The 14,407-nt window shown below is 55.4% G+C and carries 12 protein-coding genes; 6 read left to right on the forward strand and 6 right to left on the reverse strand.

The window, feature by feature from the left end; genetic code table 11:
- The first annotated feature begins 122 nt into the window (after positions 1–122).
- From ABIE64_RS16885 to ABIE64_RS16895, 3 genes are all read left to right on the forward strand, one after another.
- A complete protein-coding gene (locus tag ABIE64_RS16885) occupies positions 123–905 on the forward strand; it encodes an outer membrane protein (protein ID WP_354378033.1) in 783 nt (260 codons plus the stop codon).
- A 171-nt stretch (positions 906–1,076) separates the two neighbouring features.
- Complete coding sequence (locus ABIE64_RS16890; protein ID WP_354378034.1) at positions 1,077–2,249, forward strand: AI-2E family transporter; 1,173 nt, start codon at positions 1,077–1,079, stop codon at positions 2,247–2,249.
- A gap of 57 nt (positions 2,250–2,306) precedes the next feature.
- Positions 2,307–3,164: an AraC family transcriptional regulator gene (locus ABIE64_RS16895; protein ID WP_063094957.1), complete on the forward strand. Its 858-nt coding sequence runs from the start codon at positions 2,307–2,309 to the stop codon at positions 3,162–3,164.
- Between the two features lie 12 nt (positions 3,165–3,176).
- Here ABIE64_RS16895 and ABIE64_RS16900 read toward each other — a convergent pair whose 3' ends face one another.
- Entirely contained in the window at positions 3,177–4,202 is a 1,026-nt protein-coding gene (locus ABIE64_RS16900; protein WP_158526676.1) for a sulfotransferase family protein, read from the reverse strand.
- A 165-nt stretch (positions 4,203–4,367) separates the two neighbouring features.
- Between ABIE64_RS16900 and ABIE64_RS16905 the strand changes: the two genes are divergently transcribed.
- Positions 4,368–4,982: a LysE family translocator gene (locus ABIE64_RS16905; protein ID WP_354378035.1), complete on the forward strand. Its 615-nt coding sequence runs from the start codon at positions 4,368–4,370 to the stop codon at positions 4,980–4,982.
- Between the two features lie 45 nt (positions 4,983–5,027).
- On the opposite strand, the gene ABIE64_RS16910 is transcribed toward ABIE64_RS16905, so the two are convergent.
- The gene (locus ABIE64_RS16910; protein ID WP_007092196.1) at positions 5,028–5,789 is read right to left on the reverse strand and encodes a hypothetical protein; all 762 of its coding nucleotides are present in this window, start codon (positions 5,787–5,789) and stop codon (positions 5,028–5,030) included.
- Between the two features lie 327 nt (positions 5,790–6,116).
- Between ABIE64_RS16910 and ABIE64_RS16915 the strand changes: the two genes are divergently transcribed.
- Positions 6,117–6,371: a hypothetical protein gene (locus tag ABIE64_RS16915; protein WP_354378036.1), complete on the forward strand. Its 255-nt coding sequence runs from the start codon at positions 6,117–6,119 to the stop codon at positions 6,369–6,371.
- Between the two features lie 277 nt (positions 6,372–6,648).
- On the opposite strand, the gene ABIE64_RS16920 is transcribed toward ABIE64_RS16915, so the two are convergent.
- Positions 6,649–10,635, reverse strand: coding sequence for a hybrid sensor histidine kinase/response regulator (locus ABIE64_RS16920; protein ID WP_354378037.1), 3,987 nt, complete (start codon positions 10,633–10,635; stop codon positions 6,649–6,651).
- Positions 10,636–10,769: 134 nt separating this feature from the next.
- On the opposite strand from ABIE64_RS16920, the gene ABIE64_RS16925 reads away from it, so the two are divergent.
- Complete coding sequence (locus ABIE64_RS16925; protein ID WP_354378038.1) at positions 10,770–11,195, forward strand: hypothetical protein; 426 nt, start codon at positions 10,770–10,772, stop codon at positions 11,193–11,195.
- 59 nt (positions 11,196–11,254) lie between these two features.
- On the opposite strand, the gene ABIE64_RS16930 is transcribed toward ABIE64_RS16925, so the two are convergent.
- The 3 genes from ABIE64_RS16930 to ABIE64_RS16940 form a co-directional block, all read right to left on the reverse strand.
- The gene (locus ABIE64_RS16930; protein WP_354378039.1) at positions 11,255–12,349 is read right to left on the reverse strand and encodes a TRAP transporter substrate-binding protein; all 1,095 of its coding nucleotides are present in this window, start codon (positions 12,347–12,349) and stop codon (positions 11,255–11,257) included.
- 251 nt (positions 12,350–12,600) lie between these two features.
- Positions 12,601–13,695: a TRAP transporter substrate-binding protein gene (locus tag ABIE64_RS16935; RefSeq protein WP_037989637.1), complete on the reverse strand. Its 1,095-nt coding sequence runs from the start codon at positions 13,693–13,695 to the stop codon at positions 12,601–12,603.
- Between the two features lie 141 nt (positions 13,696–13,836).
- Positions 13,837–14,391, reverse strand: coding sequence for a hypothetical protein (locus ABIE64_RS16940; RefSeq protein ID WP_230729542.1), 555 nt, complete (start codon positions 14,389–14,391; stop codon positions 13,837–13,839).
- Positions 14,392–14,407 lie beyond the last annotated feature (16 nt).

Consider the following 14,407-nt stretch of genomic DNA (forward strand, 5'->3'; position numbering starts at 1 on the left):
GGCAATCTCCTGACCAATTATTTCTATTTCGCGTTGAATCTGGCTATGCTATTGAATAATCATTCATTATTCACCTCGTCGCCCGGTCGACAGACTGCGATAGCAAACAGAGCCACAAAATCATGCGCTTTCCTCTAAAATCACGTATTTCGTGTGCCGGTATCGCAGCCGTCATCCTGTGTGCCGCTGCCTCCCACGCCTCTGCTGAAACAGACTGGTCGGGCTTTTATGGCGGCCTGGCACTTGGTGGCGCATATAGTGCGGCAAAGCCGGACACCGACGTGCTGTATACCGGTTATTTCCAGGACAGTGCCTTGGGCAGTGACAGAAACCAACTCACCCCGATCCTCAATGAAACGATCGAGGGTTTTGACGTCACCGGCTCTGCCCTTTTCGGATACGACCATCAGGACCGTAATATGATTTACGGGGTGGAAGGCGATCTGACATTCATGCCGTTTTCTGAATCAGAAAGCCATGGCCGGACCCCGTATGATACATCTCCGGCCAACAGCTTCACGTCCCAAACCACCGTTGAATCGGATTTCACCTTTAGCATCCGCCCCAAAATCGGCTATGCGACCGGGGGATGGCAGGTCTATTTCGCGGCGGGTCCATCGATCAGCCGGTTCAAAACCACACATAAATTCACCGATACTTTTGGTACAGGCACAAATCATACATTTACCGATACGAAAACGGCATTCGGCGTGTCGGGCAGCATCGGGGCCGGGTACCTGATCGGCAATGGCTGGTCGCTTCGCGGGGACTATGTCCTGACCTATTTCCCGTCCATTGTAGACGGCGACAGAGACATTGGCCAAGGCGGTGCTGCCTCAGACCTTTCTTATGATGGCGACTTCCAGTCGCACAATGTCCGCTTTGCATTGATCAAGCGCTTCTGATCTTCTGACATATGTCTGGCTCAAAACGGCGTCCAATTCGGGCGCCGTTTTGCTTTACTAGCCACTTACATTCATCCCGGCGGAACATCACCCTGTCACAAGACGTTAAAGGCAGGTCACCCTCCTGCCGCCTGCATCATGCCCGGCAGAATTCCGCCCGGAGCGTATTGCATGACCGATCCGATCAAGGCATCCGACACCCCCGCCATTGAAACCGGTGCTGCGGATGCCCCTACCGAAATCGATGAAGCCGAACAAAGAATGTTAAGCGCGCGTGCACGCGCCTATCGCCGGGCGCGCACGGTATCGGTGATCGGCACCTTCGTCATTCTGGCCTTTGGCTGTTTTTACGTCGCCCAAAGCCTGATCCTGCCGGTGATACTGGCCTTCCTGCTGGCACTGGTGTTTTCCCCGGTCGTCCGCACACTGGCGCGCTATCGCATCCCGCAAAGCCTGACCGCGCTTGCGATTGTCCTGACCCTGACCGCATCGGTGCTTGCCGGGATTTATGGCCTGAGCGAACCGGTATCAAAGTGGATCGATGACGCCCCCAGAATCGAACGTCAGTTGCGCCTGCGTCTGGCCGATCTTGGCGGGCCGCTTGAAAAACTGCGCGATGTGCAAAAGCAGGTCGAAGAAGCCACCAACCAGAATGATCAGGCCGACACGCAAAAGGTCGTGGTCCAGGAACCCACCATGATCAGCCAGGCCGCCCGGGGCGCACCGGAAATTGTTGCCGGTATTGCGCTCATGCTCGTGCTGCTGCTGTTCATTCTCTCGTCGGGGGATATGGTCTATGAAAAAATGGTCCGTGCCCTGCCAACCTTTGGCGACCGGCGAAAGGGTCTACGCATCGCGCACGATATCGAACGCGAAGTCTCGCGCTATCTGCTGACCATATCGGCAATCAATATCGGGCTTGGCATCATCATCGGAAGCCTCCTTGCCATTGTTGGCATGCCCAATCCGGTTTTATGGGGCATTGTTGCGGCGATCCTGAATTTCGTGCCGCTTCTGGGGGCGGTTGTCGGCATCGGCATTGTCGGCATGGTCGCACTGGTTTCCATGCCGACCACAACCGCGGCCCTGCTGCCACCCGCGATCTATCTCGCCTGCACCGCCCTTGAAGGCCAGTTTCTCACCCCGGCCCTTGTCGGCAACCGGCTGCGCATCAATTCGGTCGCGATCATTCTCGCCATTGCGTTCTGGGGCTGGATATGGGGCTTCATCGGTGTGCTTGTCGCCGTCCCGCTTCTGATCGTCATGAGCGTCTTTGCCAAACATGTCGAAGGATTGGGGGGCTTGCGCGAAATGCTCGGCCCCAACAACAATAACGGCAACTGATTTCGACCCGATGGCAACCCGATTGCGAAACAACGCAAAAACTGCCAGTCTTCTGGCATGTCAGACGCATCAAACGAACCGTTTCACATCCTGTCTCATGACTGCACCGGGGTCGAGGCTATCATGGCCAGGACACGCCACAGCTTTGCCAGACACAGCCATGAACAGTTCGGCATCGGCTTCATGTTTGAGGGCGCACAAAAATCGCTTTCGGGGCGCGGGATGGTCGAAGCAGGGGCGGGCAACATCATCACGGTCAATCCGCGCGAAGTCCATGACGGCACCCCGATTGGCCAAAGCCCGCGAGGCTGGAACATGCTGTATTTCGATCCGGACCTGATCAGTTACGCCGCCCACGACATGTCCGATGGCAAATCAGGCGAATACGAATTCACCAACCCGGTCATGACATCCCCCGATGTCGCAAAATGCTTCGCCGCCCTTTTTAACGCCATCACTCAGGGCAACAGCCAGACCGCAGCCCTCCGGCGCGAAGAAATGCTGTTTCTTCTGCTCCATCACGCCATCATTGTACCCGGCATCAAACCGGGCCAATTCGACCCTGCCCGCAATCAGGCCTCCAACCGTGCCGATCAAAACATCGCGCGCGCCAAGGCCATGATTGATGATGCCCCGGACGAAAATCTCTCGCTTGCCGATCTCGCCAATGCCGCCGGGCTAAGCCGCTTTCAGACCGTCCGCCATTTCACCCGCGCAACGGGCCTCACTCCGCATGCCTATATCATCCAGCGCCGCCTTGACTTCGCCCGCCGCCTGATCACAACCGGCACCCCACTGGCCGAGGTCGCCGCCACCGCAGGCTTTGCCGATCAAAGCCACCTGAACCGGCATTTCATCCGCGCCTATGGCCTCTCGCCGGGGCGGTTCAAAAGGGCAGTTTCGTCGGGATCATAAACTCTGCGTGCTCTAAGACGCGTAACCGTGGCGCTCTTTCCAGCCGCCAAGAAGGTTGTTGACCGCATCCTCAATCTCCGGATTTTCATCCGCACGGCCGATATTGGCCGCCTCGCTGCTGACGAAACTATGATTGAACCGGTTTTCAACCCCAATAAACGCGGCAACCTTTGCAACTGTCGCCTCGGTCTCGCCAACCAGATCTTCCATCCGAACCGTCATGGAGCTTCCGGCCGGAAGCGACTTTTCAAGCGCCTCGGTCTTCAGCAGCATCGATGAAATCTGCTTGGCGGCCAATCCGACATCGCTTGGGAACCAGACCTGTTTGACATAGGAACTGACAACATCGGCCGGATTGCGGACCATATGGATGAATTTCATCTTGGGGAAAAGTTCATGCAGGAAATCGATATGCAATGCATTTGTCGGCGTATCATCGACCCAGCGCACCGGGCCGGATTTGGCATAAAGCGCAAAAAGAAACTCGCGGCACATCGCCAGAACTTCCACCCGCTCCAAATCCTTGCCAAGGAAGAACGGCTTCAAAAGACCATCGGTATCGACAATCCCGTCCTGATCCACATGGGCGACAAGCTGATTGAGAAATACTTTTACGCATTTCTCGAAATACTCGGCACCAAAAGCCTGTCCGATAGAATGAATGGCCCCGTTTGCCTGAGGATTTTCCCGTTGGACCAGCTCGAACGCCTGCTGAAAGCCCATACCCTTGTTTTTGCAAAGATCGGAGAGCTTCTGGTTAAGCGTGGCATCGCGAAACCCGAAACGGGTCATGGATGCGGCACGGCCAAAGAAATTGACGATAGCAAAATGGCGACGAATGATATCGGATTTATGGGAAAACACATCGGCAACATCGCGCAGGCCATTATATTCCGAAATCAGCTTGTTCTCGTGGCAGGCAAAGTAAAGCGAGTTATGCGTTCCCAGAATGCCGGCAAGAATGGATGTCCCGCTACGACCCGTTCCACCGATAAAAACCGGCGCATTGAATTTCACATCGTTTTGCGCATCCGACACGTTCACATTCTCCCCGAAATCACTGATCATCCTGAACTTTATGCCCTAAACTATTTCCTGCGACGACGCTTTGACAAGTCTCTTGCAATTCCGTTCAAGAATACCCGATCAAAACACGCTTAACTGCGCGGATCATGTCAAACCACAAAACGGAACCGCGCTATCATGATCAGCCCCGACTATCTCCTGACCTCGCTTGTTGTCGTCCTGCTGCCCGGCACGGGGGTGATCTATACCCTTGCCATCGGGCTTGGGCGCGGCATGCGTGCGAGCATCTGGGCAGCCTTTGGCTGCACGCTCGGCATCCTGCCCGCCATGTGCGCAAGCATCCTTGGCCTTGCGGCCCTGCTGCATACCAGTGCGCTTGCCTTTGAAATCCTGCGCTACCTTGGCGTGGCGTGGCTGCTTTACATGGCGTGGGGCATGTGGCGTGGCACGGGTGCGATGAAAGTCACCGCCAAATCCGATCCGATCCATGCCACCAAAATTATCCGCGACGGCATCCTGCTCAACGCGCTCAACCCGAAACTGTCCCTGTTCTTCCTGGCCTTCCTGCCGCAATTCGTCGCCCCGGATGCCGCCGGAACCACCGCCCAGATGACCCTCCTCGGCCTGACCTTCATGGCGATCACCTTCGCGGTGTTCATTATTTACGGCTTCTTCGCCAGCACCCTTCGCCGCCACGTCATCGAACGGCCAAGGATCATGAACTGGCTGGGGAAAAGCTTTGCAGGGGTGTTTGTTCTGTTGGGGGCAAAGCTCATGGTCGCAAACCGGTAGCATAGTAAGTAGTGAAAGCACGCCATTCTGTGATTCACTTGCGCCTTAAGCTTCTTCCAAGCAAGTGAGGAATAAGTTCGCAAGAACGGCAATTGTTTTGATGTCCGCAACTAGGTTTGCATGGAAAACAGCAGGCTCAGCTTCTTCCTCAAACGAGTGCATAATGCAGGGTACAAAATAGTGCATTTCTTCATACTGCTGCTTCAAGCGCACATGCAATTCTAAGTCGCCATTTCGAAGCGCTTCATTTGCTTGCTTAACAAGCTGATTATATTGTTCGGTATCCCGAACACAGTAAGGCGGAATGTACAAAGGGATTCGGTGTACTAACGCGTCACGCCACTCAGTAATGTGAGTAAACCAATCTCTAAATTCGACAATCTTGTCTCGAAATCTTTGTGGCAAGTCACGCCATAGATCACGACAATCTCTGGAGAGCTTTACTTCCCTCGTTCTAAATGTGCTACCATCTCGATGTTTTAAGTTACGCTCATTAATCCAAATCCAAGCTAAATTATCCAGACAACCGATGATATTGGAAATACTTGCTTGGATGTGGATAGTTGCTTCCTTGACATCACCCCTTGGGGGTATGTCGTCAATATCGGGAGGAAGCAATTCATAAACGCGGTCCACAGCATGATCTAGGGTTTCCAGCCGCCGACAAAGTCCATGATGAGCGTGTTCACGGGCCTCGCGAGTTGCAAACTCGTGCACAATAAAACGTTCTTTGCATGCATTTAGATGCTCTCTGGCTTCAACAAACCCTTCAATCAACTGATCAATATGCTCTTGCGTAAAATACATTTTAAAGACCACCCTACTCCATCACGTCCCACCTCAGCCAACAAAGAGCCGGTGTTACTATGACACGCAGAATAACATTGGACACAAACCCAATTTAGGTACTGTTGTGATCTAGTGAAAACTTATTCTGCCACATCGGTTGGGAGAACAATGCGAAAGCCTGAGCCCGTATCACATCCGCCGTTTCGGTGCTTCAGTAATTCGGACCACAGCATCGCGAATGTCGAAGCAATTTTGACAAGACGGGCTAAAGAGCACGACGGCGCCTTGTCCGGCAACAATGGTCGCCACCAATTCACCTGCCGATGACACAGGATGGTCGCACCAGTGGCGGTCAATGAACGCAAGGCAGGCGCATTTCGCGCCGTCGGTGACTGGCCTTCCGGCATTTCCAAACGCAGCCATCTATCCCGTCGCCAAGCCAAGCCAGATGATCCCCGGCTTCGCCTCACCCCGAACGGCTCGCCCTCACCCAAAGGGCACATCTCTCCCGTCATGATTCACACCAATTTTCCGCAAATTCTCCACGGGCTCATCACCCGGACGCAATACCGCCGTAATGACTTTTCCACGCGCCATTGATGCCCCTTTGGCGCTGTCGCCGTCTTCCTTTCTGCCTGTCAGGTCGCGGCCCTGTCATCGTCGTTACCAGCATCATCTTGCTCCTGTCTTTCCGGCCCGAATACGCAAAAACCCGCGAAAGCGAATCACGCTTTGCGGGTTTTGGGTCCGGGTGCATTTCCCCCGTTGACTTTTCTTTTATGCCACAAACAAAAGAACAAATCAAGAACAATTTTCAGGAAATTTGCAAAAAATCCTAATCCCTTGAAAAGATGTTATCTTTCAAAACCATATGCCCCTATTCCGCCGCATCGGAACTTTGCCGGGTCACTGCCCGCGTCATAAGCGCCCGCAATTTGGCCGGGCGCAGCGGCTTGTTCAGCAACGCGAATCGCTGTGCCTTGATCAGTTCCGCCGTCTCGGTACTGCGGTCCGCCGTGATCACCACACCGGGAATATCAAGCCCGCGTTGATCCCGCAGCCGGATCAGCACATCCAGCCCGGTCTCCCCGGAACTGAGGTGATAATCGGCCAGAATGATGTCGGGGACAAAACCGATGTTATCATTGTTATCATCCTCATCTCCAAGCAGGATTTTCTCGGCTTCCACGCCCGAGCGTGCGGTCGCCACCACACAATCCCAGTTTTCCAGCATGGCCCGCATGCCATCAAGGATATCGGGTTCGTTATCAAGGCACAGCACACGCAAACCGCCCAGTTCGCCGGCCATCCGGCGGCGCGGTTTGGGCAATGCGGTTTCGCCCATCTGGCCAATCGGCACATCGACCGAAAAAACCGTTCCCCGCCCCGGGCGCGAACGCACCGAAACCGTGTGATCAAGCGACCGGCCAAGCCGCTCGACAATCGCAAGACCAAGGCCAAGGCCCTTCACATCGGTGGTTTCCGGCCCCTCAAGGCGATGGAATTCGCGGAAGATGATTTTAAGCTTGTCCTCGGGGATGCCCGGCCCGCTATCCCAGACCTCGATCCTGATCTTGTCACCGCGCATCCGGCAACCGACCACCGCCCCGCCATGGCGGGTATAGCGCAGCGCGTTGGAGATGAAGTTTTGCAGGATACGGCGCAAAAGCCTGCTATCGCTTTTGACCCAGACATCACGCGGATGCACCGCAAAACGAAGCCCGGCCTTTTCGGCCACCGGCGTAAATTCGGTCTTAAGGGCATTGAGCACATCCGAAACCCGGAAATCGCGAATGGTGGGTTGCATGGCGCCCGCATCAAGCTTGCAGATATCCAAAAGCTCGTTAAGCAGTTCCTCAACACCCTTAAGCGACAGATCAACCTTGTTGACCAGATCATGGATATCGTCGCGAAGCTCCTTGCCCCCCAGTGCTACGGTAAACAGGCGCGCGGCATTTAACGGCTGCAACAAATCATGGCTGGCCGCGGCAAAGAACCGGGTCTTGGTATCGTTCGCCGTTTCGGCCTGCTCCTTGGCGACCGACAGCTCCGAGTTCAGTTCCTCAAGCGCGTGCGTGCGCTCCGTCACGCGCGCTTCCAGCCCCTCGTTGGCATCCTTAAGCGCCCGTTCGGCATTCCGCCGTTCGGTAATGTCGTGATAGATACAGAAATAGCCAAGCACCTCGCCGGTTTCGTCAAAGTGCGGGATATATGTCCCCTCGGCATAGCGGTCCTCGCGTTCACTGCGCTGATCCCGTTCGCTGCCATCACTCGCCCCCCAGCCTTCCTTGGGGGCGGGGAAATCGATCTCGAAACTCTGGCGGTAGCCTTCAAGCACCGCGCGGATCATCGGCTCCAGCCGGACATAGCGTTCCTCGCCCACCGCTTCGCGCACCGCCATGCCATGCGCCTCGATCCGGCGGATGCCAAACATCCGCTCATACGGGCGGTTGGTAAAACGCAGCCGCTGATTTTTGTCGGCATAGGCGATCATGACCGGGATGTTATCGGTATAAATACGAATATTGCGCTCGCTTTCGCGAAGCGCCTCCTCGGTCCGGACACGTGCGGTAATGTCGGCAATGGTCGCGACAAACCCGCCATCGGGCATCGGGTTGGTCCGCATTTCAAGCACCATGCCGTCCGTTCTCTTGCGCTCGTAAGTATGCGGAAGCCTGCGCATTTGCGGGGCGGCATTGCGGCCCAGAAGGATATCGATATCGACCGCACGCGCCCCATTGTCGCGGCAGATATCGACCAGTTCCGCAAGCGGCATCGTGACCTGAATATCGCTTGCGGTAATGCCCAAAAGATCGATAAAGCGATGGTTCCAGGTTGCCAGCCGCAAATTCTGGTCAAACACCCCGACCCCTTGCGAAATGTTTTCCAGCGTATTGAGCAAAAGATCCCGGTTGAATTTGATCGCCTCGGACGCTTCATCCAGAAGCTCCATCGCATCGCGCCGCGATACCGCCTTGTCGGGCAGCAAAAGCGCCATCACCACGCGCGATGACGCCGCCCCGACAGCGCCTGAAAGCAGATGTTCGGTAAAATTCGCCGCATCAAAATCGGCAATATCGGATCGTTTGCAATCATCGCCGCGCTGGCTAAGGTAGGTGCGAAACGCCCGCTCTGCCCAATGTTTGCCAAGGAACCGCGCGGCAAGGTCTTCAAGGTCGCCAATCGTCACGCGCCCCGGCCATGTATCGTTTCTGGCCTTGGTATCCTTGCGATAGATATCGACAAAAAGCTGGGCCTGGCGGCGCTGGGTCACGCCTTGCACGCCAATCGCCGATCCGACAAACATCAGAACGAAATTAACCCCAAGCGACCAGACAACCCCGTGCGTCAGATGGTCCTCGATCCCCACACCCAGCAACGCCTGCGGCCGCAGAATCCCGATGCCAAGCGGCCCGTCCGTCAGGATCGACATCGGCAAAAGCCCGCTTTGGATAAAGCTTGGCAGCAACAGGGTATAGCTCCACAGCACAAACCCGGAAATCAGGCCAAGCCGCACGCCCGTCCGGTTGATCGATTTAAGGTAAATCGCCGCCAGAACCGCCGGGCCGAACTGCGCCACCGCGGCAAAGGACAAAAGCCCGATATCAGCCAGCGCGTATTTTTCCGACAGGAACCGGTAAAAGCCATAGGCCAGAAACAGGATGGCAATGATTGCCGCACGCCGGATTTTCAGAAGAACCTGGCTGACATCGCCTGCGAACCGCCCCTGCAATTTCTGCGACCTCAGCAAAAGCGGCATGACCAGATCGTTACACACCATCGTCGATACCGCGACGCACGATACGATCACCATGCCGGTACTGGCCGAAAGCCCCCCGACAAAGGCAAACACCGCCAGCCAGTTTTCCCCGCCCAGCAACGGCAGCGTCAGAACAAACGTATCGGGATTGACCGCCGGGTCCCCCCCAAACAGCAGAATGCCCGCAATCGCAATCGGCACGACGAAAATATTGATCGCAATCAGATAGCCCGGAAACAGCCAGCGTGCGGATTTCAAATTCCGGCTGTCATCATTTTCAACGAATGTCACATGAAACTGACGCGGCAGACAGAAAATCGCAAACAGCGCCAACAGGGTCGAGATGAAGAAATGCGATGACAGCCACGCATCGGGCTTGAACATCTCGGTAATATCGGGATTGGCTGCGGCCCGGATGCGCATGTCGCCAAAGCCATCAAACAGCCCGTAAACCACAAACAGCCCGACGAACAAAAGCGCCACCAGCTTGACCATGCTTTCGAATGCCACCGCAAGGATCAGCCCGTCATGATGTTCCGACGCATGGATATAGCGCACCCCGAAAAGGATCGCGAAAACCGCCATCAGGATCGTGACGTAAAACGCGGTATCCTTGGAAAAATCGGTCGCACTGTGGCGCACGATCTGTTCGCCGACCTCGCCGATCAGAACATCAAACGACAGCGACACGGCCTTAAGCTGAAGCGCGATATAGGCCAGAACCCCGATCACGGCAATGATCGCCACAAGGGCGGCCAGGCTTTGGCTTTTGCCATAGCGCGAGCCAAGAAAATCGGCAATCGAGGTAATGTTCTGTTCGCGGCAAACGGTCGCGATTTTGGTCATGATACCAAAACCGACAATCATCATGATGATCGGGCCGATATAGATCGGCAAAAACGCCCAGCCGCGCGTCGCCGCCGTCCCGACCGAGCCGAAAAACGTCCAGCTCGTGCAATAGACCGCCATCGACAGCGCATAGATGCTGGGCTTCAGCCGCGACGCCCGCCATTTTTCGGCATATTTGTCGCCATAATGCGCAATCGCAAACAGAAGCCCGATATAGGCCATGGCAACAATGAAAATAAGTCCGCCCTGAAGCATCCGGCTTATGGCTCCGCGTATCGATCATGCCGCCAGATCAGGCGGTTGGTGTTTGGACTATACCACGACGCGCTTATGGACTAAAACGGCGCAAATCCAAACCCGACCAAAGACCAAGAACGATCAGGATTGTCATGTCTTCCGATTACGGCTTTTACGCAGGAATCCTGCGCTTTGTGGCAAAGAAAACCGAAACCGACGACCGCGAGATAAAGGTCATGATGGGCCATCTTTCCGGCATCGCCACCGCCATCGAACAGTCCGGACGCTTTGTTGTCGAACGCGCCAATTGCGAAAGTGCCGCCCGTGCCTTCGCCGGGGTCGCCAAGTTCCTTCAGGAACGCATCCTGCCCGAGGCCTTGGCAGCGGGCAATGAAGGTGCGGTAAATCAGCTCAAATGGGCGATTGAAACTTCGCTCGCACTGGGCTCGGAACTGGTCAAACGCATCGCGCTTGAAGAATATGAAGGCCAGGAAAAATTCACCTTCGACCTGCCCCTGCCCCCCCGGCGCGCCGACCATGCATTGAAAATGCTGCCGGACCGGACACCATTCACATAAAAAAAGCGGCACCCGAAGATGCCGCTTTTTCCTTATCCGGTCATATCACCGGGAAATTCTTATGCCTCTGCCCAGACATTGGCACGCTGCAGAAGGCCGGTTGCCTCGAACTCTTTGCCATACGGTGCGGCCTTTTTCACGAAATCCATATAGGACGCATAGATACGGCCGTTCAGTTCGTTCTGATCGGCGATTTCCTTGACCGCTGCCTTGACCTCGGTGGCAAGGGCTGCAATCACATCGTCGCTGAAATGACGGATTTCCGCCCCCTTGGCCAAGACGGCCTGATAGGACTGAATGTTGTGGAAGGTGAAATCTGCCAGTGTCTGTTCAAGATTGGCCTGCGCGGCGACGGCAAAGATTTCCTGAAGGTCCTCGGGCAACTCCGCGAATTTGTCCTTGTTGACAAACACTTCAATCCCCGTCCCCGGCTCGGCAAATGCCGGAGTGTAATAATATTTGCCAACCTGGGTCAGACCAAACGCATAATCGTTCCACGGGCCAACCCATTCGGCGGCATCAATCGCGCCGGACTGCATTGCCGGCAGGATTTCGGCTGCGGGCAACATCGTCACATTGGCACCCAGACGGCGCATCGCTTCGCCACCGATCCCGGCATAGCGCATCTTGATGCCCTTGATGTCCTCGACGGTGTTGATTTCCTTGTTGAACCAACCACCGGCCTGCAAACCGGTATTCCCGGCCGCGAACGGCTTGACGTTGAACTGAGCATAAAGCTCGTCCCAAAGTTCCTGCCCGCCGCCAAAACGCAGCCAGCCCGACAGTTCCCAGCCCATCAGACCGAACGGAATGGTCGAGAAGAAGTTTACACCCGCATCCTTGCCAGCCCAGTAATAAGGGGTGCCATGCGCCAGTTCGGCCACGCCCTGCTCGACCGCATCCATGCATTCGAATGCCGGAACAAGTTCGCCTGCGCCGTAAACGGTGATTTTAAGACGACCGCCCGACATTTTGGTCACGCGCTCGGCGAATTTTTCACCATTGGCACCAAGGCCCGGCGTGCCCTTCGGCCATGGCATGACCATGCGCCAGTGGATCTGTTCATCGGCTTTGGCAATTGAAGGTGCGGCACTGCTGGCGACAAAGGCACCTGCTGCCATGCTGGCACCCGTCAGGAACTGACGACGTTTCATTGTGGGGCTCCCAAATTCATATTGGCAATTTTTTGCGCAAATCTGCTTCTAAAATAGCATTCGTAACTTTGCAAGGGATTGAAGTTGCGGCTTTTGCTGTCTTTGACACGTCATATTCAAAGTTCCCAACATCCCGTAACGTCGATGACATCGCGCAAAGTTTGCTTGAACTTTGCCAGAAAACAAAAAAACGGGGCCGCCCGAAAGCAGCCCCGAATTTCCAGCATGTCGCTTTCCGGATTTCGCGGGACTTAGTATCCCCACACTTTCGCACGATGCAAAAGTCCGGTTGCCTCGAATTCCTTGCCATAGCGCGCCGCCTTCTTGACCAGAGCAAGATAGCTATCCGCGATCCTGCCGCTCAGGTCGTTCTTCGCAGCAATTTCCTGAACCGCAGCATTCGACTGTTCGGCCAGCGCCAGAATAACATCATCCGAGAACTGGCGCACTTCAACACCCTTGTCGATCAGCGGCTGGTAGGATTGCAGGTTGTTGAAGGTAAAATCAGCCAGTGTATTTTCGGCAATCGCCTGCGCTGCATAACGAATGATCGCCTGCATATCCTTGCCAAGCGCGTCGAACTTTTCCTTGGAAATAAAGATTTCAAGGCCCGGTCCGGGCTCATGGAATGCCGGGGTATAATAGAATTTGGCAACCTGATAGAGACCAAATGCAAGGTCATTCCAAGGACCGACCCATTCGGCGGCATCAATCGCACCGGACTGCATCGCAGGCAGGATTTCGCCCGGCGGCAACATGGTGATGTTGGCACCAAGGCGACGCATGGCTTCGCCACCAAGACCGGCATAACGGGCTTTCAGGCCCTTAAGGTCCTCAACCGAATTGATTTCCTTGTTGAACCAGCCTCCAGCCTGCATGCCCGAGTTACCGGCATAAAACGGCACAACGTTAAATTCGGCATAGGCTTCTTCCCAAAGCTCCTGCCCGCCGCCAAAGCGAAGCCAGGCGGAAAGCTCCCACGCGGTCAAACCAAACGGAATGGTCGAAAAGAAGTTCAGCGCCGGGTTCTTGCCCTGCCAGTAATAAGGGGTACCGTGCGCCATTTCGACCACGCCCTGTTCGACCGCATCCATGCATTCAAACGGCGGAACGATTTCACCGGCACCAAAAACCGAAATATTCAGGCGGCCATTGGACATTTCCTTGACCATGGCAGCGAACTTTTCGGCATTGGTGCCAAGGCCCGGCGTTCCTTTGGGCCACGGCATGACCATCCGCCAATTCAGGCTTTCCTGCGCGGATACGATGGCCGGTGCGGCAACCGTAGCCGCAACCGCAGCACCGGCACCAATACCGGCCCCTTTAAGGAACTGACGACGTTTCATTGTAACCCCCTAAACTCTTTTACTTTGGTGATTTTTTGCGCAATCACCAGCATGCGTTGGGGGATTTTGGCGAAAAGATCGCGCATATGCCACAATTTTTGCGCATGGCGATGCGGATTTTTTCGCCGACGCTACGGCAGCTTAGCTATTGCCAACATATCGATTGTAATTGGCAACGAATTCATCCGTTTCCCCCTTGCCCCCGGCGGTATTGTAATATTGCTTCCAATAGGCCGCGAGCCCCGCGATATCGCTGGCATCTGGCAACGGGGCACTGACCCGCATATATCGCACACGGCACATGGCAGCCGCATAGGCATTATTGGTTGCAAGCTGGGTGGCCTTGTCAGGCTGCGGCGCGAGATAGGCATCAATCTTGGCTTTCAGATCCGCGCGGTAATCCAGAAAATTGACATAGCAATCATTCAGAGTTGCCGGTTCCATCTGAAAAATACCGCGGGCCGGGCCGCCGCCAAGTTGTTCCACATAGGTCCCCAACCCGCTTTCCTGGGCGGCGGTCCCCATAAGCAGGTTTTCAGCGGCCTGCGACCACAGACCAAGGTTTTGCAAAACCGGTCGAATGATGGACAGGCGCAATTGGCTGGCATTGATGGGCATGATGTTTCCTTTGTGTGCATCGAAACTGAGTTGATCAGCCTGACGACGCACGAGGACCACATTCGTGATCACGGTCACATCCAACACCTCCTAT

Origin of the sequence: Thalassospira sp. MBR-102 (assembly GCF_040549275.1) — a bacterium.
Lineage (GTDB): Bacteria > Pseudomonadota > Alphaproteobacteria > Rhodospirillales > Thalassospiraceae > Thalassospira > Thalassospira xiamenensis.

Excerpts from the sequence above, each read along its gene's own strand:
- ABIE64_RS16890 (WP_354378034.1), top strand. The coding sequence starts at position 1,077 with ATGACCGATCCGATCAAGGCATCCGACACCCCCGCCATTGAAACCGGT.
- ABIE64_RS16935 (WP_037989637.1), bottom strand. The coding sequence starts at position 13,695 with ATGAAACGTCGTCAGTTCCTTAAAGGGGCCGGTATTGGTGCCGGTGCT.
- ABIE64_RS16920 (WP_354378037.1), bottom strand. The coding sequence starts at position 10,635 with ATGCTTCAGGGCGGACTTATTTTCATTGTTGCCATGGCCTATATCGGG.
- ABIE64_RS16925 (WP_354378038.1), top strand. The coding sequence starts at position 10,770 with ATGTCTTCCGATTACGGCTTTTACGCAGGAATCCTGCGCTTTGTGGCA.
- ABIE64_RS16895 (WP_063094957.1), top strand. The coding sequence starts at position 2,307 with ATGTCAGACGCATCAAACGAACCGTTTCACATCCTGTCTCATGACTGC.
- ABIE64_RS16905 (WP_354378035.1), top strand. The coding sequence starts at position 4,368 with ATGATCAGCCCCGACTATCTCCTGACCTCGCTTGTTGTCGTCCTGCTG.
- ABIE64_RS16910 (WP_007092196.1), bottom strand. The coding sequence starts at position 5,789 with ATGTATTTTACGCAAGAGCATATTGATCAGTTGATTGAAGGGTTTGTT.
- ABIE64_RS16930 (WP_354378039.1), bottom strand. The coding sequence starts at position 12,349 with ATGAAACGTCGTCAGTTCCTGACGGGTGCCAGCATGGCAGCAGGTGCC.
- ABIE64_RS16885 (WP_354378033.1), top strand. The coding sequence starts at position 123 with ATGCGCTTTCCTCTAAAATCACGTATTTCGTGTGCCGGTATCGCAGCC.